At 36.1% G+C, this 23,885-nt stretch carries 20 protein-coding genes; 9 read left to right on the top strand and 11 right to left on the bottom strand.

What is annotated here, in order from left to right:
- Nucleotides 1-19: 19 nt before the first annotated feature.
- The gene (gene narH, locus ACLBXA_RS25800) at nt 20-1,495 is read right to left on the bottom strand and encodes a nitrate reductase subunit beta (protein ID WP_000692656.1); all 1,476 of its coding nucleotides are present in this window, start codon (nt 1,493-1,495) and stop codon (nt 20-22) included.
- Nucleotides 1,485-5,168, bottom strand: a complete 3,684-nt coding sequence (locus ACLBXA_RS25795) for a nitrate reductase subunit alpha (RefSeq protein WP_000729100.1) — start codon at nt 5,166-5,168, stop codon at nt 1,485-1,487. The genes narH and ACLBXA_RS25795 overlap by 11 nt, the downstream gene beginning before the upstream one ends.
- A 551-nt stretch (nt 5,169-5,719) precedes the next feature.
- On the opposite strand from ACLBXA_RS25795, the gene ACLBXA_RS25790 reads away from it, so the two are divergent.
- The 3 genes from ACLBXA_RS25790 to ACLBXA_RS25780 are packed head-to-tail and all read left to right on the top strand — an operon-like array spanning nt 5,720 to nt 10,121.
- Nucleotides 5,720-6,682: an AAA family ATPase gene (locus ACLBXA_RS25790; RefSeq protein WP_001135803.1), complete on the top strand. Its 963-nt coding sequence runs from the start codon at nt 5,720-5,722 to the stop codon at nt 6,680-6,682.
- On the top strand, nt 6,682-7,896 hold the full coding sequence (locus ACLBXA_RS25785; protein ID WP_000812152.1) for a DUF58 domain-containing protein: 1,215 nt from the start codon (nt 6,682-6,684) through the stop codon (nt 7,894-7,896). Before ACLBXA_RS25790 ends, ACLBXA_RS25785 begins: the two co-directional genes overlap by 1 nt.
- On the top strand, nt 7,893-10,121 hold the full coding sequence (locus tag ACLBXA_RS25780; RefSeq protein ID WP_000631747.1) for a transglutaminase TgpA family protein: 2,229 nt from the start codon (nt 7,893-7,895) through the stop codon (nt 10,119-10,121). The genes ACLBXA_RS25785 and ACLBXA_RS25780 overlap by 4 nt, the downstream gene beginning before the upstream one ends.
- Before the next feature lie 83 nt (nt 10,122-10,204).
- On the opposite strand, the gene bsaA is transcribed toward ACLBXA_RS25780, so the two are convergent.
- Nucleotides 10,205-10,687: a glutathione peroxidase gene (bsaA, locus tag ACLBXA_RS25775; RefSeq protein WP_000219526.1), complete on the bottom strand. Its 483-nt coding sequence runs from the start codon at nt 10,685-10,687 to the stop codon at nt 10,205-10,207.
- A gap of 224 nt (nt 10,688-10,911) precedes the next feature.
- Here bsaA and ACLBXA_RS25770 point away from each other — a divergent pair, with 224 nt between their 5' ends.
- The 4 genes from ACLBXA_RS25770 (at nt 10,912) to ACLBXA_RS25755 (ending at nt 14,765) form a co-directional block, all read left to right on the top strand.
- The gene (locus tag ACLBXA_RS25770) at nt 10,912-11,121 is read left to right on the top strand and encodes a DUF3925 domain-containing protein (RefSeq protein WP_000844984.1); all 210 of its coding nucleotides are present in this window, start codon (nt 10,912-10,914) and stop codon (nt 11,119-11,121) included.
- Nucleotides 11,122-11,216: 95 nt separating this feature from the next.
- Entirely contained in the window at nt 11,217-12,188 is a 972-nt protein-coding gene (locus ACLBXA_RS25765) for an MBL fold metallo-hydrolase (RefSeq protein WP_000755005.1), read from the top strand.
- Nucleotides 12,189-12,273: 85 nt separating this feature from the next.
- Nucleotides 12,274-12,708: a hypothetical protein gene (locus tag ACLBXA_RS25760; protein WP_001190001.1), complete on the top strand. Its 435-nt coding sequence runs from the start codon at nt 12,274-12,276 to the stop codon at nt 12,706-12,708.
- Between the two features lie 110 nt (nt 12,709-12,818).
- Entirely contained in the window at nt 12,819-14,765 is a 1,947-nt protein-coding gene (locus ACLBXA_RS25755; protein ID WP_000466000.1) for an ABC1 kinase family protein, read from the top strand.
- Nucleotides 14,766-14,868: 103 nt separating this feature from the next.
- On the opposite strand, the gene ACLBXA_RS25750 is transcribed toward ACLBXA_RS25755, so the two are convergent.
- Both ACLBXA_RS25750 and ACLBXA_RS25745 read right to left on the bottom strand, forming a co-directional pair.
- A complete protein-coding gene (locus tag ACLBXA_RS25750; protein WP_000050700.1) occupies nt 14,869-15,549 on the bottom strand; it encodes a DUF3600 domain-containing protein in 681 nt (226 codons plus the stop codon).
- A complete protein-coding gene (locus ACLBXA_RS25745) occupies nt 15,546-16,124 on the bottom strand; it encodes a sigma-70 family RNA polymerase sigma factor (RefSeq protein WP_000651123.1) in 579 nt (192 codons plus the stop codon). Before ACLBXA_RS25745 ends, ACLBXA_RS25750 begins: the two co-directional genes overlap by 4 nt.
- Before the next feature lie 203 nt (nt 16,125-16,327).
- On the opposite strand from ACLBXA_RS25745, the gene ACLBXA_RS25740 reads away from it, so the two are divergent.
- Both ACLBXA_RS25740 and ACLBXA_RS25735 read left to right on the top strand, forming a co-directional pair.
- Nucleotides 16,328-17,314: a quinone oxidoreductase family protein gene (locus ACLBXA_RS25740; RefSeq protein ID WP_000644643.1), complete on the top strand. Its 987-nt coding sequence runs from the start codon at nt 16,328-16,330 to the stop codon at nt 17,312-17,314.
- Nucleotides 17,315-17,343: 29 nt separating this feature from the next.
- Nucleotides 17,344-17,982 carry a zinc dependent phospholipase C family protein gene (locus ACLBXA_RS25735; RefSeq protein WP_000535582.1) on the top strand — a complete coding sequence of 213 codons (639 nt, stop codon included), beginning with the start codon at nt 17,344-17,346 and terminating at the stop codon, nt 17,980-17,982.
- A gap of 44 nt (nt 17,983-18,026) precedes the next feature.
- Here ACLBXA_RS25735 and ACLBXA_RS25730 read toward each other — a convergent pair whose 3' ends face one another.
- The 6 genes from ACLBXA_RS25730 to ACLBXA_RS25705 all read right to left on the bottom strand — a co-directional run bounded on the left by ACLBXA_RS25730 (nt 18,027) and on the right by ACLBXA_RS25705 (nt 23,736).
- Nucleotides 18,027-18,410, bottom strand: a complete 384-nt coding sequence (locus ACLBXA_RS25730; RefSeq protein ID WP_000581472.1) for a VOC family protein — start codon at nt 18,408-18,410, stop codon at nt 18,027-18,029.
- Nucleotides 18,411-18,466: 56 nt separating this feature from the next.
- Nucleotides 18,467-19,276 carry a sugar phosphate isomerase/epimerase family protein gene (locus ACLBXA_RS25725; RefSeq protein ID WP_242297267.1) on the bottom strand — a complete coding sequence of 270 codons (810 nt, stop codon included), beginning with the start codon at nt 19,274-19,276 and terminating at the stop codon, nt 18,467-18,469.
- A 189-nt stretch (nt 19,277-19,465) separates the two neighbouring features.
- Complete coding sequence (locus ACLBXA_RS25720) at nt 19,466-20,635, bottom strand: DEAD/DEAH box helicase (protein WP_000588600.1); 1,170 nt, start codon at nt 20,633-20,635, stop codon at nt 19,466-19,468.
- 19 nt (nt 20,636-20,654) lie between these two features.
- Complete coding sequence (locus ACLBXA_RS25715; protein WP_000460231.1) at nt 20,655-21,182, bottom strand: hypothetical protein; 528 nt, start codon at nt 21,180-21,182, stop codon at nt 20,655-20,657.
- A 90-nt stretch (nt 21,183-21,272) separates the two neighbouring features.
- Nucleotides 21,273-22,961, bottom strand: coding sequence for a formate--tetrahydrofolate ligase (locus tag ACLBXA_RS25710; protein ID WP_447617589.1), 1,689 nt, complete (start codon nt 22,959-22,961; stop codon nt 21,273-21,275).
- 94 nt (nt 22,962-23,055) lie between these two features.
- On the bottom strand, nt 23,056-23,736 hold the full coding sequence (locus tag ACLBXA_RS25705) for a class I SAM-dependent methyltransferase (protein WP_000206579.1): 681 nt from the start codon (nt 23,734-23,736) through the stop codon (nt 23,056-23,058).
- Nucleotides 23,737-23,885: the final 149 nt, after the last annotated feature.

Genomic DNA, 23,885 nt, shown 5'->3' with positions numbered 1-23,885 from the left:
AATTTTCTGCCCCCTTTATTTAAGAAATTGTCATACAAGAGCCTGGACCACCTGTGAATGATAAACCACAGCTTCCTTGTTCGCTATATAAATCTGCCACTTGTTCACGGTGAGATGTCGGAATAACGAAGCGATCTTTATATTTCGCGATAGCAAGAAGACGATACATATCTTCTACATCCTGTTTCGTTAAACCAAGTTCTTTTAATACAGCTTCATTTGGCTCTTTATTAATTTGAAGTGCTCTCATATGCGTTCGCATAACAGCCATTTTCTTCAATGTAAGACGAATGTGTGATTCATCCCCCGCAGTGAGTAAATTCGCTAAATATTGAATTGGAATACGCATATTATCAATAGCAGGGAAAATCTCTTCTGCTTGCCAGTTACTACCTTTTCCCTCCACCATATTCATAATCGGGCTAAGCGGCGGGATATACCAAACCATTGGCATTGTACGATACTCTGGGTGAAGAGGTAGAGCAATTTTCCAATCGATAATCATTTTATAAATTGGCGATTGTTGCGCCGCTTTAATCCATTCTTCAGGAATTCCTTGTTTTTTCGCTTCAGCTGCCACTTCTGGATCATTTGGATCTAGAAAAACAGTAAGCTGAGATTCATATAAATCTTTTTCGTCTTCAACAGAAGCTGCTTCTTTTACTTTGTCAGCGTCATATAGCATTACCCCAATATACCGAATACGTCCTACACATGTTTCCGAACAAATCGTTGGCATACCCGCTTCAATACGTGGGAAACACATTGTACATTTTTCAGCTTTATTCGTTTGCCAGTTAAAATACACTTTTTTATATGGACAAGATGATACGCAGAATCTCCATGCGCGACATGCATTTTGATCGACAAGAACAATCCCATCTTCTTCACGTTTATACATCGCACCAGATGGACAAGATGATACGCACGAGGGATTCATACAATGTTCGCATATGCGTGGTAAATACATCATAAAGACGTTTTCAAAATCTGTTTTAATTTCTTCTTCCATTTTCTTTACGTTCGGATCTTGCAATCCTGTTATATGTCCGCCTGCTAAATCATCTTCCCAGTTTGGACCCCATTCAATTTTGTCGATAAATTCGCCTGTAATTGCTGATTTCGGACGAGCAACTGGTTGATGCTTACGTTGCGGACTATTTGTTAACGTTTCATAATCATAATTCCAAGGTTCAAAATAATCATCAATTGTTGGTTGATCTGGATTGTGGAAAATGTTCATAAGACGTTTCATTTTCGAACCAGATTTCAGCTGAATTTCACCATTTTTCAATTCCCAACCGCCTTTATATTTCTCCTGATCTTCCCATTGTTTCGGATAACCAATTCCAGGCTTCGTTTCTACGTTATTGAAGTACATATATTCAGCACCTGGACGATTTGTCCAGGTGTTTTTGCACGTTACGCTACAAGTATGGCAGCCGATGCATTTATCTAGATTCATTATCATTCCGACTTGTGCTTTAATCTTCAAGCCAATCTACCTCCTTCAGTTTGCGAATTACAACGTTTAAGTCACGCTGGTTCCCAGTCGGGCCGTAATAGTTAAATCCATAACTTAATTGACCATATCCACCAATCATATGTGTCGGTTTTACGTGAATTCGAGTTGGACTATTATGCGTTCCCCCGCGGTTACTTGTTAATTTCGTACCAGGTACGTTAATGTGACGATCTTGTGCATGGTGCATAAACGCCATTCCTCTCGGTATACGATGCGTTACAACAGCACGGGCTACAACAACACCGTTACGATTAAAGCACTCAATCCAATCATTATCTGCTACACCAGCTTCTTCAGCATCCTCTTTATTCATCCAAACAGTTGGACCACCTCTAAACAGCGTTAACATCGGTAATGAATCGAAATACATACTATGAATGGACCACTTATTATGCGGCGTTAAATAATTTAACGTAATCTCTTTTCCTTCTACTTCAGGTCGTGATTTACGGAACGGTTTATGTTGCAGAATCGGTTTAAACGTTGCCATCGTTTCACCAAATTCTTTCATCATGTCATGATCTAAGTAGAAAGATTGTCGTCCAGTGATTGTTCTCCAAGGGATGAGGCGTTCCACATTTGTTGTAAACGGTGAGTAACGACGTCCACCTTTTTCAGAACCTGTAAAGGCCGGAGAAGTAATTACTGTTTTTGGCTGCGCTGTAATTTGTTCAAATGTGAAGCATTCTTCTTCACGTTCTTCTGCTAAATCACGTAATTTTAAATCCGTTTGTTTTTCAAGTGCTTCCCATGCTTTTACAGCCATATGACCATTTGTTGTAGAAGAAAGTGTTAATACCGCTTCAGCAGCATTGATTGCTTCTTTTATGTCTGGGCAACCTTTTGCAATAGAATCCGTTCGAACAACTCCTAATCGACTCTTTAATTGCTCATACTCTTTTTCTGCGGACCAAGAAATCCCTTTCGTACCAATCGGTTGTTTTCCCGCATTTGGTCCTAACGAAGTCATTTTGTCATAAATTGTTTTATAATCTCTTTCAACAACATGAATTTGTGGCATTGTTTTACCTGGTATTGGCTCACACTCACCTTTGCTCCAATCTTTAATCTTGCCAAGTGGTTGCGCTAATTCTTGCGGTGTATCGTGAAGAAGTGGCGTTGCAACAACTTCTTTCATTGGTTCAAGATCAATTTTCTTCGCTAAATCTGACACAGCTTTAGAAAGTGAAGTGAAAATATCCCAGTCAGAGCGCGCTTCCCACGGTGAACCGATTGCTGGATTAAATGGATGCACAAATGGATGCATATCTGTACTACTTAAATCATGTTTTTCGTACCAAGTTGAAGCAGGTAAGACGATATCAGAATAAAGCGCTGTTCCAGCCATACGGAAATCTAAGTTAATGAGTAAATCTAACTTCCCTTCTGGTGCTTCTTCATGCCATTTAATTTCTTCTGGTCGTAATGAATCACTATCGTCATTCATTAACCCGTTTGTTGTACCTAATAAATGTTTTAAGAAATATTCGTGTCCTTTACCAGAACTTGAAATTAAGTTCGCACGCCATACGAATAAGTTGCGCGGGAAGTTGTTTTTGTTATCTGGATCTTCAATCGCAAATTTTAGTTCTTTTTCTTTTAATCTTTGTGCAACATATTTTCCGATTTCTTCTTGCGTTGTTGCACCAGCAGCAACAGCTTCTTTATATAATTCAATCCCATTTTTCTCGAATGTCGGATACGAAGGTAGCCAGCCAAGTCGTGCCGCTAATACGTTGTAATCACCGTGATGTTGATAACGAGAGTTGCCTTCTACTGGTGATGCTAGATGTCCAACCGGTGTATCTTCATAGCGCCATTGATCTGTTACGAAATAGAAGAAAGATGTACCATTTTGTAATTTCGGTGGCCCTTGCCAATCTTTTGCCATCGCGATTGTTTGCCATCCTTCTGCTGGTCGTAATTTTTCTTGCCCAACATAATGCGCCCATCCCCCGCCGTTTACTCCTTGTGCTCCAACTAGAAGAACAAGATTTAAAACTGCGCGATAAATCGTATCAGAATTAAACCAATGGTTAATACCAGCTCCAACAATAATCATCGAGCGACCATTTGTATCAACGGCATTTTGTGCGAACTCACGAGCGATTTGAATAATTAGTTCTCGTTTCACTCCTGTCATTTTCTCTTGCCATGCAGGTGTAAACGGTACATCATCATTGAAGTCTTTCGGCTCTTGTCCGCCAAGCCCTCGGTTCACGCCGTAATTTGCTAACGTTAAGTCGTATACAGTTGTAACGAACACTTCGCCTTCTTCTGTCATAACCTTTTTCACTGGAATTGTACGTTCTAATACTTTGTTTCCATCATCAGAGAAGTACGGAATTTGTACAGTTCCAATCGATTCTTCCATTCCAAGTAAAGAAAGACGTGGGTCAATCTTTTCACCTGTTTCTTCATCTTCTAAACGCAAGTTCCATTTCTTTTCGTTATCCCAACGTGAGCCCATTGTGCCTTGAGGTGTTGCAAAATCATTCGTATTCTCGTTCCAAAGAACAGGCTTCCATTCTCCTAACTTCGTTTCGCGTCCAATATCAGAAGCGTTTAAGAAACGATCAGCAACGAATTGATCTCCTTTTTGTTTCAATGTGACAAAGAAAGGAAAATCAGTATATTGCTTCGCATACTTTGTGAAATATTCCACTTGATTATCTACGTAAAACTCTTGTAAGATCACATGCCCCATTGCCATCGCAAGTGCACCATCTGTACCTTGTTTTACACTAATCCAATCATCGGCAAACTTTGTAGATTCAGCGAAGTCAGGACTGACAGAAACGACTTTCGTTCCTTTATATCGAACCTCTGCTAAAAAGTGAGCATCTGGTGTTCTCGTCATCGGTACATTTGAACCCCATGTCATAATGTAACCAGAGTTATACCAGTCACTACTTTCTGGTACATCTGTTTGATCGCCCCAAATTTGAGGAGAAGCTGGTGGTAAATCTGCGTACCAATCATAGAAACTAAGCATTGGCCCGCCCATAAGTTGCATAAAACGACTACCAGCAGCATGACTTAACATCGACATAGCTGGAATTGGTGAAAAACCAACATTTCGGTCTGGACCGTATTTCATTACTGTGTAGAGTAATGAAGCAGAAACAAGTTGTAACACTTCATCCCAATTCGCACGAATGAATCCCCCTTTACCACGTGCCTGCTTATACTTGCGTGCTTTTTCAGGGTTTTCCACAATGCTTTTCCAAGCATCTAGTGGTGACTTGTTATTTTGTAATTCCTCTTGCCACATACTCCAAAGAACACCACGTACATACGGATATTTCACACGAAGTGGACTATAAATATACCAAGAAAAACTCGCTCCACGCGGACATCCTCGTGGTTCAAAATCAGGCATATCTGGACCTGTAGTTGGATAGTTAAGCTCCTGTCCTTCCCAAGTTACGATTCCATCTTTCACATATATATTCCAGCTACATGAACCAGTACAGTTCACACCATGTGTAGAACGAATTACTTTATCATGCTGCCAACGCTTTCTGTACACATTCTCCCATTCACGATCTTCATATGTTTCTTGAGTATGATTATCGTTATAACGATCTATTGGTGAAAAATATTTTAAACGTCTCATTAGTGCTGAAGGTTTCTTCTTCATACTGTTCACTCCTTTAATACGTCTCTCTTACATACCCTTACTATAAGAGAGGTTGTAAAATACAGATGTGACATTTCGCACAGTTCAAGAGATTGTCAAAAATTCAGTAGAAAATAAGTTTGTGAGAAAATCTTTTATTCCGTTTTGAAGGGTTATGATTAATCGTGATTATTAGGAGAATGGTATTTTGAGGTATCGACTATTTTGCAAAAGAAAAACGCAGGAGAAATTCCTACGTTTTTCTTTATAAATATATAAAAAAGAGTTTTGATATTATTTCAAAACTGCCATAAGAAAGAGTTTAGAAATTGTATATAAGGAATTTTTTCTTTAACAATACTATTTTATATCCAGACATATTTTACATAAAACTACAAATCATTATTTACTGTATTGCCCTTAGTTACGGAAACAATTATACTAGATGTAATCGAAATAAATATTCTGAATATTCTTAGAATTAATGACAAAATTTTTACTACCTGCAAATATAATTATAAATTTGTCCACTAAATAGATTAGAAAACGATAATAAAATTAGGAGGATTACGATGCCCCAGCTTGATTCATTACATCCCACTGTAGAAAAAATAATCAATAATATTGAAAAAATAATGGTCGGAAAACGAAAAGAAACAATCTTAGCTTTGACAGCTCTCTTAGCTGAAGGTCATGTGCTATTAGAAGATGTTCCTGGTGTCGGCAAAACAATGCTAGTACGTGCTCTTTCTAAATCCATTGATGCGGATTACAAGCGAATTCAATTTACACCTGATTTACTGCCATCAGATGTAACAGGAGTTTCTATTTATAATCCGAAAGAGCTCCAATTTGAGTTCAAGCCTGGACCAATTATGGGGAATTTTGTACTTGCTGATGAAATTAATCGTACATCTCCTAAGACACAATCTGCTTTACTTGAATGTATGGAAGAAGGCAATATTACAATAGATGGCATTACAAGGCCTTTACCAAAGCCGTTCTTTGTCATGGCTACACAAAATCCGGTCGAATATGAAGGAACATATTCTCTACCAGAAGCTCAGCTCGATCGTTTCTTATTGAAACTAAAAATGGGATATCCTACACCAGAAGAAGAATTTGAAATTTTAAACCGGATGGAAAAAACAAATCCACTCTCTCAATTACAGGCCATTACTACAATAGAAGAATTACTTTATTTACAACAAAGCGTACGGGTAGTAAGTATGGACAAAGCAATTAAGCATTACATTGTAAAGCTTGTTAATCAGACTCGTACGTATAGCTCTATACAGCTAGGAGCAAGTCCACGTGGCTCAATTGCTTTAATGAAAGCTTCACAAGCTTATGCATTTATCCATGGCAGAAATTATGTTATTCCAGACGATGTTAAATTTTTAGCTCCTTACGTTTTAGCGCATAGGCTCATTCTAAAAATGGAAGCAAAATTTGAAGGGATAACAGGAGAACAAGTTATCGCAAAAATCGTTGCACGAACTACCGTGCCGACTCAAAGGACGATGAACCCTTGATGAAACAAATGCTGCGAGCGCTATATCACGTTATGAAGTTATTGCTACTCCCTTTATGCCTAGTCTTAACATTTGTGTACGCTATGTTTCAAGGAGGGTTTGTAAGTTGGTTTTTATTTTACAGCACAATTCCCATTGCTCTTTATTCACTACTACTCCCCTTCTACGCTTTACGGGACGCTGAAGTAAAACGAACAACAAACCAAAATGGATATGTAGTAGGAGAACAATTTGTAAGCACGATTACAATAAAAAGAAAATTTCCTTTTCCCTTACTTTATTTAGTTATAGAAGATGAACTGCCACCACAATTTATAAGTTGTAAACAAACAAAGATGAATAAGGTAGTACTCTTCCCAGGATTGAAACGAAATATTTCGTTTCAATATGTTATTGACACAATCCCTAGAGGCGAGCACACTTTTTCAAGCGTTCGTGTCAAAACTGGCGATTTATTCGGCATGATGGAGAAAGAAGTAACTTTTTCAGTTCCAGATACATTTTTAGTCTATCCCCAGTATGTAGATATAGCGTATCGACAATTGGAAAATCATTTCGAACAAGGAGCGCTTTCAGCAAATATAAATTCTGCAAAAGACTCTACAATCTCTGTCGGTGTCAGAGACTATAAACCTGGAGATCGCTTTTCATGGATTGATTGGAAAGCAACTGCACGAACAAACAATATTATGACAAAAGAGTTTGAACAACAGCGCAGCCATAATATCATGATATTCATAGACAGAACCGAGTCTCCTCTATTCGAATCAGTCGTCACATTTACTGCCTCTATCGTAAGGGCTGTCTTGAAACAAAATTCACCAGCATCATTCGTGTCTATCGGAAAAGAACAAACTATTTTCCCTTTAGATAATGGAGATACGCAGTTACAACAAATCCTTTGTCATTTAGCAAAAGTACAAGCAGACAGTGTATTCCCGCTCTCCCAGAGTGTAGAAATAGAACTAAGAAAAATTTATGAGCCCGTCACGGTTATACTCGTGACAAGTAATCTTTCTCCCGATATTCAAAAGGCGGCTGATTGTGCTGCTATAAGAAATAGAAAATGTATGATTTTTGTCGTGAAAGAAAAAGCGAATCAACTTTCACACCGAGAACTCAGTATATTAGAAACTCTAAAAAAACGACAAATATTTGTAAACACGGTTTATGAAAACCGGTATACAAACGTGTTTTTTGAGGTGAGCAAATGATAACATTACAAGCAAAATACAAGTGGGATACGAACAAATTCTTCATGCATGCATGTGTATTTCTTCTTTTACTAGAATGGATAAGACCTCTTATAGGTATTACAAATGTAGGTAGATTAGATATTTTCGTAACATTTATAGGAATTTGCTTCGCTCTCTCTTTTTTTCAAACGAGGTGGCAGATTCCAATAAAAATTGTCACAGTCCTATTTATCATTCATTCCCTATATTATAAAAATGCTTTTATAAATCCATCTTGGCTAACAACACTCTTTTCTGATATGTCTCGAAATTCCTCCCTATTTTTCCAAGGGAATTTACTAGATATTTCTCCAGTTTTTCCGACGGTTTTATTTTTTCTCTCATTTTGGTTTTTGAGTTCTTTCACTTCATTTTGGATTATTCATAAAAAACGTGGGTTTTTATTTCTTGTATTGACTATTATTTATATCGCAACTTTTCATAACTTACATTTATACACTGCAAACTACGCTATTATTCGTACTGTTGTCATCGGCTTTTTTATGCTTAGTCTTCTTCAAGTAGAACGAATAAAAGAGCGCGAACACTTACAAAATTATGCTAGGGAAATCTCAAAATTACTTAGACCACTTACAATATTTATTGTATTATTAGCAACCATCGCATACTTTGCTCCAAAATTTGGCCCTCAATGGCCAAACCCAATGGATTTTTTAAAATTCAACACATCTGAAGCAAGTAAAGAACAAAAAGTTTCTACAATTGGGTATGGTTTAGATGACTCGCGATTAGGTGGTCCTTTTAAGGCGGATCCTACAATTGTTTTCACAGCACGAACGCAAAACAAACAATATTGGCGAGTAGAAACAAAAGATTTTTATACAGGAAAAGGCTGGGAAATTTCTGAAAATCCGAAAAAGGTTTCTTTTAAAAATAAAAACGACGTCGTAAGCTGGTACGAACAAAATACAAAAACGGAAACGACTGAGGCAACAATTACCATGCTAAAAAGTTATCCTCACCTTACCTATCCAGCAGGATTAGTATCAGTTGAGGCTTCTTCTGATGTATCATACAGTGTTAACTCGTTTTCAGAAAAAATTTATACAATGAATGGAGACTCTTCTACTACTTTACATTCGTATAAAGTAACATATGAGATCCCTGAGTTTTCCATAGAAAACTTGAAAGCTGTAAAAACAAATGAAGGTCAAGAAACAAATCCTTATTTTATGACAAAGTACACACAACTTCCCGAGTCATTACCACAGCGCGTAAAAGACTTGGCTGCCAATCTTACAAATGATAAAGACAACCGATATGATAAAGTATTAGCTATTGAAAATTACTTCACAGACAACTCTTTTACATACGAATCAACGAATGTCTTATTTCCTGCCAAAAGCCAAGATTATGTAGATCAATTCCTTTTCGATACAAAAAGCGGCTACTGTAATAATTTTTCGACGTCTATGATTGTACTACTTCGTTCTGCCGGGATTCCTGCTCGCTGGGTAAAAGGCTATACAGAAGGAACTCTTGACAATACACTTGCCTCTGCAGAAGGTGCGGATGTTTATACAATCACGAACGATAACGCACACTCTTGGGTCGAAGTATATTTCCCAGGATACGGATGGATTCCATTCGAACCAACAAAAGGATTTACCAATCCCTATAATTTTATAAATAATACGCCTGCTCCTATTTCACAAAATAGCGAAGCAAATAATTCTAATAACGAGCAAATACACCAACGAAATAATGAAGCAAAACTTAAAAGTTTAATAGAACATACAGAAGAAGCTTCTACTAAAAAGGTCACAAATTCTAAAACTAGTTTTTCTTGGTGGTACGTATTCCTCTCTACGATACTAATTAGTATTATGGGATACATTCTCTTCATCACTAGAATGAAATGGATGACATTTCTTATTATTCATTTCTATAGATACCGAAAAGATGATGCTGTTTATCAAAAAGCTTACGGTGCACTTTTAAAACAATTTGCGAGAATTGGCATACCACGGGGTGAAAGTCAAACATTCCGAGAATACGCTCTCCATATCGATACACTTTACAAATCGGCCGATATGCAACAACTTACTGCCAGTTATGAGAACGCTATGTATCAACAGGGGCAGGCTGCAGCAGAATGGAAGACATCCGTACACTTATGGGAAGTGCTTATGAAAAAAGCAGGTTCTCTACCTAAATCAGATGGCTTTGATACAGTTATTTAATCTTGAAAATGTGAGTTTAAAGAAAACGTCTCAAAGAACTACATTGTTCTTTGAGACGTTTTTTAATAAAGTGAAACTCCTAATTATTCTCCAAGTACCTTCTCAATCTCAACCTCTAAATCTACCGGCTTCGTCTGCGGCGCAAAACGCCCTACTACTTTCCCGTCTTTTCCGATTAAAAACTTCGTAAAATTCCATTTCACTGCTTTCATACCGAGTAAACCTGGTGCTTGTTCTGTCATGTATGTATATAAAGGATGAGCCTTATCACCTTTCACATCAACCTTTGCAAACATTGGGAAGTTTACACCGTAGTTTAATTCACAAAAACTAGTAATGTCCGCTTCTGTACCTGGTTCTTGTCCCCCGAATTGGTTACAAGGAAATCCGAGTATTTCGAGTCCTTGGTCTTTATATTTATCATACACCTCTTGTAATCCTTTATATTGCGGTGTGAAACCACATTTACTAGCTACATTTACAATAAGAAGTGCTTTTCCTTCGTAATCTTTTAACGATTTTTCTTCACCTGTAATTGTTTTAGCTGAAAAATTATAAACTGTCATTGTCTTTGCCCCTCTCTTCACTATCATTCTATGTTTATACTATACTACATTCGTGAATATACAGCTCTTATTACGTACTTATACGCTATAATGATAGCGCTTTATTTCCGTTCGAAAATTCGGCACAAACTACTAGACTTTTATGATGGAAAGTTTTACAATCGAAATGTGAATAAAATGTGACAGTTTATATTCCATTATAAAAGAAAAGGATGGTGTTCATTATGAAAACTGCACAACATGAAACGATTTCAAATCGCGAGTTTTATTTCGTACTATATATGATGTTATTGTATGTTACTGGCTGGGTAATCGATGTAAATGGTTTATTCTTAAGCTCCTACTTTAATTTAGCAGGAGAAATTATGCTTCCATTAGTTGGTGGGATTGTTGGACTGTTCATTATGTCTATTAATAAACAACAAACGAAATAATAGTATTACAAAAGGCAGAAGACGAGCTTTCGTTTTCTGCCTTTTTTCTATTTTAGCGTATAATAGAAACATGTAATATATAAGGAGTGGTAAATATGAAAAAAGTAGAGCAATTATCTTCTCACCTATATCTTATTGATGATTTCGATTTACAGCATAATGAACGAACAGGTACGTACGTTTTATTAGGTGAAGATATTACTTTAATTGAAACTTGTGCAGCCCCTTCTCTTCCGTATATTTTAGACGGCTTACAACAATTACATATTGATTTAAACGAAGTTAAAAACATTATCGTTACACATGTTCATTTAGATCACGCCGGTGCTGCTGGTTTAATGATGGAAAAATGCCCAAATGCTACGTTATATGTGCATTCTCGTGGTGCTCGTCATATGATTGATCCAACAAAACTTATTTTAGGTGCAAAAGCTGTGTACAAAGAAGATTTCGATAAACTCTTTGATCCAATTCTTCCAATTGAAGAAGAACGTGTTCATATTGTACAACATGGTGATACGTTAAAAATTGCAGAAGACCGCATCCTTACATTTTATGATACACCAGGGCATGCGAAGCACCATATTAGCATTCACGATTCATTAACAAACGGGATTTTTACTGGCGATACAATTGGAATTTATTATAGAGAACTCGCAGACGTTGATGTAGAGTTATATCTACCATCAACGTCCCCTTCACAATTCCAACCAGATGCGATGATTGCTTCTAAAAATCACATTCAAAGCATGAATGTAGATACTATTTATTTCGGTCATTACGGCGCATCCTCTCATGTTACAGAAATATATAATCAACTGGAACATTGGCTACCTATTTTCGTTCATACTGGTAAGGAAGTCTTTGAACAGTATAATGATTTCGATGAAGCGACTAAAGCTTTACAAACTTTATTAATGGATAAAATCTCTTCTCATCTTACAAAGTTAAACGTTCCAGCAGATCATTCCGTTTATAACATTTTACATCTAGATATAGAAATTAGTGCGATGGGCATTATTGATTATTTCACGAAGCAAGAAAAAGCAAACTCCACTATTAACTAACAGTAAAAGAAGAGATATACAACAGTAGTTATTGTATATCTCTTCTTTTTTTGAATATATTTTGAGTAAAGGATGGTGGAATATAATGCAAAGAGTAATGCTATACCTCTGCTTCACATTATTTATCGTCTTATTATTATTTGTTGGAGTGAAGATTCAATTTTATTTAGATACAGACGCGCAAGTGAACTTTAACGTTTATCCAAGATTATTCTACTTTACACTCTTTCCTCTTTTGGTCGGCATTTTATTACGATTCCTTCAATCCATTAATCACGAAACAAGTAAACAAAACTGGCGTTTTCAACCGGATAAGTTTATCGCTATTACAGTGCCTACAATATTAATTTCCTTTTCTCCAGCACTACTTTTCTCACCACTTGGCGAATACCTACCTTATTTAGCTAATGTTATTCTTATAAATACAACTTTTGTTACGATAATTAGTTTAATAGCTGGTTATTCACTATTAGATTGTTTTATACAAAAGGACAATGCAACGATGAAAAAATATAATTGAATGCTCTATTTAATCGTGCAAGTCAAGGATTGTACCTCCTTGGCTTGTTTTTAGAATAATTATATTCCTGTATAATACAGTTATCGAATAAAATTCGGAGGAATGATACAATGTTTTTTCAATTTTTTCTACTAGCAATCATTATGTCTTTTATTAGTGGTCGACTAATTGGTACAAAACTAAATCTTTTCAAACAAGCAAGTGCAGCAACTTTAGGTGTTTCACTTACGTCAGCTCTGTATTGGTTTTTATATTTACGCTATCAAGATGAATCGGTTGTCGGTGTTGATAGATATTTTTGGCTAGGAAGCTCATTAATTGTATCCATGCTTTGTTACCTAGTTTTTGAATTATTTGATCCTATTAGACGAGGCGAAATGGATGACGTAGTAACGGAAAGCCGAAATCCTATTTCAAAATTCTTCGCAAAGGTTGGTAGACAAAAAAGATATATGCGTGTCTCTTCTATTGCAATAAAACACGGAATGGGTAAATATTTAGCTTTAAAGCGCTCGCCAGAAGCAGATCGTAAGCTCGCCACTTCACTTCGAAATACACTAGAAGAATGCGGCGGTGTATTTATTAAATTCGGACAAGTTTTATCAACTCGCTCTGATTTATTACCACCTGCTTTTATTCACGAGTTATCAAACCTTCAGGAAAATGTAACGCGTTTATCACAAAAACAAGTTGAAGAAATATTAAAAAAGGAACTACATATACCAAAAGATGAAATTTTCAGCTCCTTTGAAATGGAACCGTTAGCTGCCGCCTCTATTGGCCAAGTACATAAAGCGAAGTTGAAAGAAAACGACCAGGATGTCGTCGTTAAACTACTACGTCCTAATATTTCTGAGACAATTAAACGTGACTTAGATATTTTAATTCATTTTTCTTTATGGATTTCCAACAAATCAACTTGGGCTAAAAATATCGGATTTCTTGATTTAGCACATGGCTTCTCCATCGCAATGAAAGAAGAAATTGATTTCAAAATTGAGGCTCGTAACTTCGAACAAGTGTCTGATTCACTAAAAAATAGCGAAACGAAAGTAAAAATACCGAAAGTATATAAAGAATACAGTAATTCAAAAATACTTGTGCTTGAATTTTTAGATGGAGTAAGTGTTAAAAGTGGGTCAGCATTATTAAATGAATTACAAATTGATACGAAAAAAGTACAACGACAACTCTTTGATTGTATTTTAGAGCAAATTTTCTTTAAAGGTATTTTCCATGCAGACCCTCATCCAGGTAATGTGTATGTTCTTCGTGATGGCACACCTGCATTACTTGATTTCGGTTCCGTCGGGCGATTAGGAACACTACAACAAGATGCATTCAAGCGACTACTTATCGGCTTTGAGCGCAAAAATTCTTATGTCTTGCTTGATGGACTGCTTCAATTAGTTGAAAAGAAGCCAAATGTTGATAAAGAGGAATTAGAACAATCTATCAGTCAATTATTAATCCAAAGTACGTATGGTTCTACAAATGGTTCTGAAGAATTCATTCAGGGGCTATTTCAAATAATCGCTGAGTTTGAATTAGCATTTTATCCAATGGTTGCAGGGGCTTTCCGTTCTCTAATTACGCTAGAAGGAACGATGCTGCAACTAAATCCCGAATTCAATTTAATGGACGAAGCGAAACGCTTTGCGAAAGATCATGCAGCTAGTTTCATGTCAGTTAACAATTATTCTAGTTTAAAAGAAGCTGCAACAAACGAATTACTCGCTATGTTACCTGCCATGCGACGCATTCCTAGAAAACTAGATGATTTAAGTTCAAAACTAGAAAACGGAGAACTATCCGTTAAGGTTGGCTTTTTCTCTGACGAAACAAATGCATCGTTTATTACTACATTTATCTCACAATTCCTCATTGCATTTATTGGAACTGCATTTGGTGGGATTTCGGTAGGCGTATTGCATTTAGCAAACAGTGCGACAGAGCCAAATGATCAATTTTTAAGTGTCGTTGGTTACGGTGGTTTATTTATAAGTGCGATATTACTTGTAAGAGTCGCTATTCATGCGGTAAGGAAATTTAAGTAATAATAAAATGAGTATACAATCACGTAGATTGTATACTCATTTTTTATTGTTTACATATTCAATATGTAATAGTTAAACGAAAGAAAGCTTTGAGCTTTTTTACTTATCTCACCTTTTCATCTACATACTCCATAAACTGCTCCGCTTTAATAAATCTTTCTTTGTACGCCTCAGGTACTTCTTCTACTGTTATCCCGCCACTCGATTTCGTTTTTACTAACACAGTTTGATATGACATTAATGCCTCCATATATTGTTCATACTCTTCAGGAGTTAGTACTTCTTTACTAGATTTATGGCCATTTAATTTATCAAAATACGGATGAAGCTCCATTACTACCTTTTTCAATTCCTCTTTTTTAGCTGGTGATAATTGATCGTAATCTATATTACCGTTCGAATCTCCGTACGCAAGCTTTGCACTAGTTAATTTTTTCATTTCTTTTGTAAACTCTTCATATTCCTTCGTACCCATTTCATCTTTCGCTTCTGATAATTTTGCATTAAAACGCATATACGTTTCTAATGTCATTGCTCCGGCATGTTTTTTTAAATTCTCAAAAGATCCGTATATACCATCCGCCATAATAGATTGATACGCAAAACCAGTCGTCGGGATTAAAAGAGCTGCTGCAAGCACTCCTGCAATAAGATGTTTCTTTCTCTTACGCCCTCCTTGATTCATTTTAATTTGAACGATTACTTTTTCTTTTAACTCCGGCGGGGCAACAATCCCCTTCGCTTCTTCTCGTATAGATTCTCTAACTCTACAATCTAAACTCATTTCACATTCCCTACCTCTCCTAAAAAGATTTCTTCTACTTGCTCTTTTTGACGTAGTTTCTTTAATGCCGAATGAATTCTAGATTTCACAGTACCAATTGGAATATGTAATATTTGTGCTACTTCTTCTTGTGAATAATCGTGTAAGTATCTTAAGATAATAACTTGTTTCAATTTATACGGTAATTTATGAATGAGTTCAATTAGTTTTTTGTTTGATATTTTACTTACAACATCGTTAGAAAAATCAATTTGTACTGGTTTTCTTTGCTCTTCTGCTTTTTTTATAATGCGTAGTCGCATCCACCTCTTTCTTCTATAAGAGTGAATTTGTTTAATCGCAAGTCCAATTAGCCAAGGACGAAATGGCTTCTCACTATCATACTTACGAAGCGATTCATATAGTTGTATGTATATTTCTTGAACGACATCATCTACATCTGTTTTATCTTCAATTAAAAAATGTGCTGTTTTATATACTTCTTGAATCGTTTTATCATACAATTCGCTATACGCTTCTTTATTTCCTGATAAAGTCAATTGGATTAAATTTGTATACACTGTTTCATCCTTCACATACCATCCCTCCTTTGTCCTACACTATATATTGGCAAGTAATTACTATTTCGTTCGATTTTTCAAATTTTTTATATAAATTAATATAATGATTCAATCAGTTCATAAGCTTCACTTATAATCACACATAACTATTATATAATTTTCCAATTTCTAATGACGATTTAAAATGATTTATATAGTCAAATTTAGGAGGACATATAATGAAAGCTATCGTTGTAACGTCGTTCGGTGGTCCTGAAGTGATGAAATATACAGATGTGGATATACCCGCTATTTCAGAAGATCAAGTTTTAATTCGTGTTGTTGCTACTAGTGTGAATTTCGCCGATATTAAATCCCGTTATGGTAAAAAAGGAAATAAAGCACTACCTTTTATACCAGGGATAGATGCCGCTGGTATTGTAGAACGTGTCGGTTCTCAAGTGAAAAATATTCATCCTGGACAACGTGTCATTGCTTTTCCTCAAAATGGATCTTACGCAGAATACGTTGTCGCAAACGAAAACCTTACTTTCGTTTTACCTGATGAAGTCGATTTTCAAACTGCAGCTGCTTGTCCGATTGTATCTTTTACAAGCTATAATTTACTCGCAAATGTTGCAAGGCTTCAACAAGGCGAGTCTGTACTCATTCATGCTGCGGCTGGCGGAATTGGTACAACAGCTATTCAACTTGCAAAACGATTAGGGGCTGGAACCGTTATTGGTACTGTCGGAAGTGAAGTAAAAAGAAAAATAGCTTTAAATGCTGGAGCTGATTATGTTATTTGTCACCAAGATGAGGATTTTGTAAAGAAAGTCAACGAACTGACAAACGGTGAAGGGGTTGATGTAATTTTAGACTCTATTTCTGGAACGGTTTCAGAAAAAAGTTTAAATTGTCTCGCTTATTATGGTCGCCTCATTCATTTCGGTAATGCTAGCGGTGAAATTGGTAATTTCCAAACGAAAGATTTACACGCAAGTTGTCGCTCTATACTCGGTTTTAGCTTTGGCACTACACGAAAAAAACGTCCTGAACTACTCCAAGAAACTGCAAATGAAGTTTTCCGTTATTTACGTGATGGCAGTCTAAAAGTAAAAGCAACGAAATCTTTTCCGCTTCAAGATGCAGGGAAAGCACATGAATGGGTCGAAAGTAGAAAAAGTACAGGGAAAGTAATACTAACTGTTCAGTCCTCTTCCTGAAATGAATACTTGAAACCGAGGTGTCATTCATGGGATCACGAATTATGCATGCTATTATCGCTATCAAGATTGCCGAAAAACTATATATCCAAGATAAAACTTCTTTCATACTTGGAGGTGTAGCCCCTGATGCGGTTCATTCAGCAGAAGAAAAAGGAACTTCACACTTTTACGCTGGTACAACGAAAAACTATACGAGAAGGATAGATTTCAATTCTTTTTTTCAAAAATATAAAGCTCATATGGATTCCCCTTTTCTCTTAGGCTATTACACCCATCTCATTGCCGATGACAATTGGCTAAGCGGCTTTTTTCTACCTTGGCTAAAAAATAGAATCGAAAATGACGAAACGATCGCACCCCTGTACTATAACGATTTTAAATTATTAAATGCAAAGTTGCTTCATCATTACGATACAGAACAGCAACTCTTCTCTCTTCTCAACCAAGAGGCTCACATCATGGATATTGAAGAAGTTTCTAAAGAAAACGTTTTTTCTTTTCGAAAGTATCTTTTTGAAGATATGTTGTATCCGGAGCAAAATTTGCATGAAGACTTACAAGTGTTTACGTTTGACCAAATCGTTGGTTATATTGAGACAGCCATTGAAAAAGGCGTATTTTATATTAATCAATTCTCTAATGAAAAATCCACTTCAAACATGTAATCCCCCTCAATATATTTGAGGGGGATTTTCACATAGTAATATTACTATTTGTTCTTTTCCATAACCGCAAAATAATTCCCTTCGCTATCAGCAAAGTTAAATACTTTACCAGAAGGCATAGTTACCATTTCTCCAACAGTAACATTTTTATTTTTTAAATCTGCATATAATTGATCCAGATTTTCTGAGAAGAACATTAAGGACGGTGTACCAAGATTTAATTCTGGGCTCATTTTCGAAATAACTTCTTTATTATGTAGTATAATGCTCGTTTCAGCACCATTAGTCGGAGCGATTTCAATCCATCTCATTCCTTGCTTGTTATCTTCCTCTGCTACTACATGAAACCCTACCTTTTCCGTCCAAAAATTTACTGCCTCATCTTGATTATTTACATACAGCATAATTTGTCCAACTTTATGGATCATTTCATTTCCCCCTAATGGTTTTTTATATTCTATGTAGGTTTCCACAGGTGCTATCGTTATTCCTTTTGAGTTGGTATGTACTTCTTTGCAAAATTTATCGACTGACTCATCCCATCCAGTTCGTCAAAATAATCATTTCTTTCAATCATGTTATATCCGTCGAATCCAATTTCATCTAATACTTTGAAAAATATATCGAAATCCACTTCACCATTTCCTACTGCTACTTCTATATACTTACTTGAACGATCGCTTTTCACTTCTTTACAATCTTTAATATGAGTTTGTACTATATAATCTTTTAATAGTAATAAACTTTCTTCCGGATTTTCATTTACATCACTTATTAAATTTGCTGGGTCAAAGTTAACAGCTAGTCCTTTCGAGTTTACAGTTTCTAAAAATTGTTTTAATACTATTGTTTTTTCAGATCCCGTCTCAATAGCAAAGACTCCCCCAAGTTTGAATGCTAATTCCCCTATCTCATAACAAACCCGTATCATTTTATCATAGTACTCACTTTTTTCATCATCTGGAACTTTCCCAATATGAGCTGTTATTATCTTTGCTCCCAGATCCAAACCTCTGTCAGTAATATATTTAATCTGATCTATTGCACTGTCAACTTCTGTTCCTGTAATTCCATTTTCTCCAAAACTAATTGCTAATGATGGAATCTTTATTCCATTAAAAGATAAGCTTTTCTTTAAAGCAGTCCATTCTACCACTGGAATATTAGCTAAGTTGAAGTTTTTATTCATAGCATATAATTGAATATATTCTAAATCCCATTCCCTTGCTTTTTGTATTCCTTCGTTTACTTCAATATGTTTCGTATTCAAAAACATTCCTAATTTCCTATCCATATATGTACCTTCTTTTTATTATTTCGCATCAATTTAATATTCGACTTTTTTTATATTACTTCCTTTTACATATGTTGATTTAAAAAATGATGATAGATACATTTTAATAACCATTAATAAACCTCCTTGTATTATTCAATTGCAAATAAAAAAAGACGTAACTACAAATAGTTACGCCTTCCCCATTATTTATCTAGGCTTTTTCTTCCCAGTAAATGCTGGTTTCTTTTTCTTTGGTGCTTTCGGTTTCGTTTCTACGAATGATCCGTTGAACATTTCTTGCTTCGTAAATACGATGCCTAGTTTTTTCGCAAATTGCAGTAATTTACGTTCTTCTTGTTCTGTTACAAGAGAAACTACTGTTCCTTCTTTACCCATACGTCCAGTACGTCCTGAGCGGTGAATGTATTGGTCTACTGTGTCTGGTAACTCTAAGTGAATTACATGTGTTAAATCATCAATATCGATACCGCGTGCTGCAATATCAGTAGCAAGGAGAATCTCTAGTTTCCCACCACGGAATGCACGCATCGTCGCTTCACGCTCTTGCTTACTTGCTTCTGAATGAAGAGCTGCTGCTTTCATTTTACGGAATTGCAATTTCTGAGTAATTTCATCTAAACGGAATGGGTCATTTAAGAAAGCAACTGCTTTTACATCGCCCATATGCATAATTCTTCTTACGTAATCATTTTTTTCGCGTCGCTCACAAATGATATACGTATGTTCAACTAAGCTTTTTGACTCTGCACGTGTTATACGCACTAATTGTGGTTCAACTGCTAAATCGCGTGCAGCATCTTCTGCCGCTTTTGTAATTGTCGCCGAGAAGAATACTAATTGACGATCTCGCATTGTAGATTTAATTACATCTTGTACTGCGCCCATCATCTTTTGTTTTACAATTTGATCAAACTCATCAAATACAATCGTTTTTACTTCATGCATCTTTAACTTTTTCATTCGAATTAATTCTAAAATACGTCCTGGTGAACCGACAATTACTCTCGGGTGTTTCTTTAATTTTTCAACTTGGCGCTTAATATCTGCACCACCAATTAAAGATGCCCCTGAAATTTCAGTTCCTGCTGTAAACTTTTGAACCTCTTCATGAATTTGCATGACAAGTTCACGTGTTGGCGCTAAAACAACAACTTGTGGCTGTTTTACTTCAGGATTAATTTTATGTAAAAGGGGTAATAAGTACGCTAATGTTTTTCCTGTTCCAGTTGGAGATTCAGCTATAACGTCTTGTCCTTCTAAAATAGTTGGAATCGCTTGTTTTTGAATTTCAGTTAATTCTTTAAAACCAGCCTTCTCCCAAGCTTCTTGTAAAAATGGTTGCATATCTTTTATCATTTGTTTTTCTCCTTTATCTCTATTTTTGAAGAAAATGCTGTATTGTTCGCACCGTTTCTATCATGTGTGAAATAACAGCTATTAAATCATCAACATGGTCTTCTGTAATCGCTTTTTGAAATAGAACCTCTACCTTATTATGATATGAAATCGCTTGCTTATTATATTCGTATGAAACTTTCTGCATAATCATTCTTTCTTTTCCCCATATAGAACGCATTAAAGTTTCAATTTCTTCGCATCCTACTTCTGGTTGTTCTAACGGGAATGAAAATGCTAGCTTCATTTCACAACCTGGTGTAAACTGAGGCACTTCTAGTATTTCACCAGACAAGTTCTTTGCATCCACAGATAATGAAAATGTTGCTTCTACTAATGGTTCAAACGGTTCTGTTAATTGAAATGAGATATGATATATACGACTTAATGAAGCAAGGTTCATCATATCTTTTCGATCTGTTACAAGAATATCTCCATGTAGATCAAAATCATACACAGCACCTTCTACGATTACTTTTAAATTGTCAAAAGCAGTTGGATCAAACATAATTTCCTCCAAAAAACAGGCGCCTTTCGATGGAAAGGCGCCACTTGATGTATATATAGTTTACAGATAAACGAGATGAATTACAACCTTTTAGAATAAACCTACTGCTTTTCCATCTTCATTTACATCCATTTGAAGTGCTGCTGGTTGTTTTGGAAGACCTGGCATTGTTAACATTGTACCTGTTAACGCAACGATAAAGCCTGCACCGATAGATGGTTTTAACTCACGAATTGTAACGATAAAGTCAGATGGACGACCTAATTTTGTTGCATCGTCAGAAAGAGAGTATTGAGTTTTCGCCATACAAACTGGTAGGTTACTCCAACCTTCTCCTTCATATTGAGCTAATTGCTTACGTGCTTTCGGAGCAAATTCAATATCTTTTGCGCCATATACTTTTTGAGCAATTGTACGAATTTTTTCTTCTAAGGGTAATTCTAATTCATAAAGTGGTGCGTAGTTGTTTTCACCTTTTTCGATTTCTTTTAGTACTTTTTCAGCAAGATCAACTCCGCCTTGGCCGCCTTTCTCCCAAACTTCTGTTAAGGATACTGCATAGCCACGCTCATTACACCACTCTTGTAAGTATGTAACTTCTGCATCTGTATCTGTAATGAATTTATTAATTGCAATTACGAAAGGCACACCGAAGCTTTGAATTGTTTCAACATGCTTCTGTAAGTTTTCCATACCTTTTGCTAATGCATCTACATTTTCTTCTTTTAATTGATCTTTTGCAACGCCGCCATGCATTTTAAGCGCACGAATAGTCGCAACAATAACAACTGCTTCTGGTTTAATACCAGCTGCACGGGCTTTAATATCTAAAAACTTTTCAGCGCCTAAATCAGCACCGAATCCAGCTTCTGTAATAACATAATCACCTAATTTTGCTGCCATTGTCGTAGCGATAACACTGTTACAACCGTGAGCAATATTCGCAAATGGTCCACCATGAATAATAGCTGGTGTATTTTCTAACGTTTGTACTAAGTTTGGCTTTAATGCGTCTTTTAATAATAGCGTTAACGCACCTTCTACACCTAAATCTTTAACCGTTACAGGTTGATTTGCAAAGTTATAAGCAACTACGATGCGAGATAGACGTGCTTTTAAGTCTTGAATATCTGTTGCAAGGCAGAACACGGCCATAATTTCAGATGCTACTGTAATGTCAAAACCGTCTTCACGTGGTACACCTTGTACAGGTCCACCAAGACCAATTACTATATTACGAAGGGCACGATCATTTAAGTCAACACAGCGTTTCCAAACGATTTTACGCGTATCAATTCCAAGTGTGTTTCCTTGTTGGATATGATTATCAATAAACGCTGCTAATGCGTTATTGGCAGTTGTGATCGCATGGATATCTCCAGTAAAGTGAAGGTTAATGTCTTCCATTGGTACGACTTGTGAAAAACCGCCACCTGCTGCTCCACCTTTTAATCCCATCGTTGGTCCAAGAGATGGTTCACGAAGTGCAATTACTGTTTTCTTACCAATTTTATTAAAAGCTTGACCTAAACCAACTGTTACTGTTGATTTACCTTCTCCAGCTGGAGTTGGGTTAATCGCTGTTACTAAAACAACTTTACCGTCTTTCTCATCTTGTAAGCGCTTAAAAATATCAAGAGATAACTTACCTTTATAATGCCCGTATGGCTCTAATTCATCTTCTAAAATATTTAAATCAGCTGCAATTTCTTGAATCTTCTTCATACTCGCTTCTTGTGCGATTTCAATATCGGATTTCACTGTTGTAGTAGTTGTCATATACCCTAGTCCCCCTTTAATTGGTTCTGATGATATTGTATCAGTTTTTTGTATTTTCTGCACTTATTTACCTCCTAAAAATTCTTTCATTTCTTTATACGTTTTTTAACATAAATACCCATAAGAATGTTAACGATTGTTGTAACTCTGTAGGTAGTTGACCTAGCATCTTCTCATTTACTCCGCGCTTATATACGCCGATGCCATCTACAACTTCAAAACCTTGTTCTTTCGCTAACTGTTCAAATTCCCAAGGCATCATCGTATTACAAACAACGTCTTTTCCATACAAGCGAGGATAACTGTTCTCTCGTGGCTTTGCTGTCGGTCCTAAAATTGCAATACATGCATATCCATCTTTCTTTAACACACGCTTTATTTCATTTAACGCTCGTAATGGCTCTTCCGTCCATTCTAAAGAATTAATTGCCATAATTGATTCAAATTGCTCATTTTCAAATGGTAATGCAGAAAGATCTCCTTTTATAAAAGATAAATTTGGTCCTTCTCCGCGCTCCTTACCTTTTTGAATCATCACTTCCGATAAATCTACTCCCACTGCTTTATAGCCTGCGCGACTTAATTTATATGTACCGTACCCATCACCACAACCAACATCGAGCACTTGTGCTTCTTTCTTCACGTATTGTTCAAAAAACGGAATAATTGTGCTCCTACTCCCGCTATCCCACATTTCCTGACTATTTTGATTCCAAAACTCCGCACTACTATCCCATTTCTTCTCTGCTGATTCATGCCAATTAAATGTTGTCATACATTCCCCTACCTTCACGTATTATCATTCATTTCATTCTACATCATTTTCCAAAATTCCTGTTTTATCCCGCTTGCAGTAAGACACCTACCCCAAAATTCAATGGATGCGGACCAGTTAATGGGAGAGAATTGCTCATAAAAATCCAA

The organism is Bacillus sp. D48C (assembly GCF_053345735.1).
The sequence above is the reverse complement of the archived record's forward strand: the minus strand, read 5'-3'. Positions and strand labels throughout refer to the sequence as shown.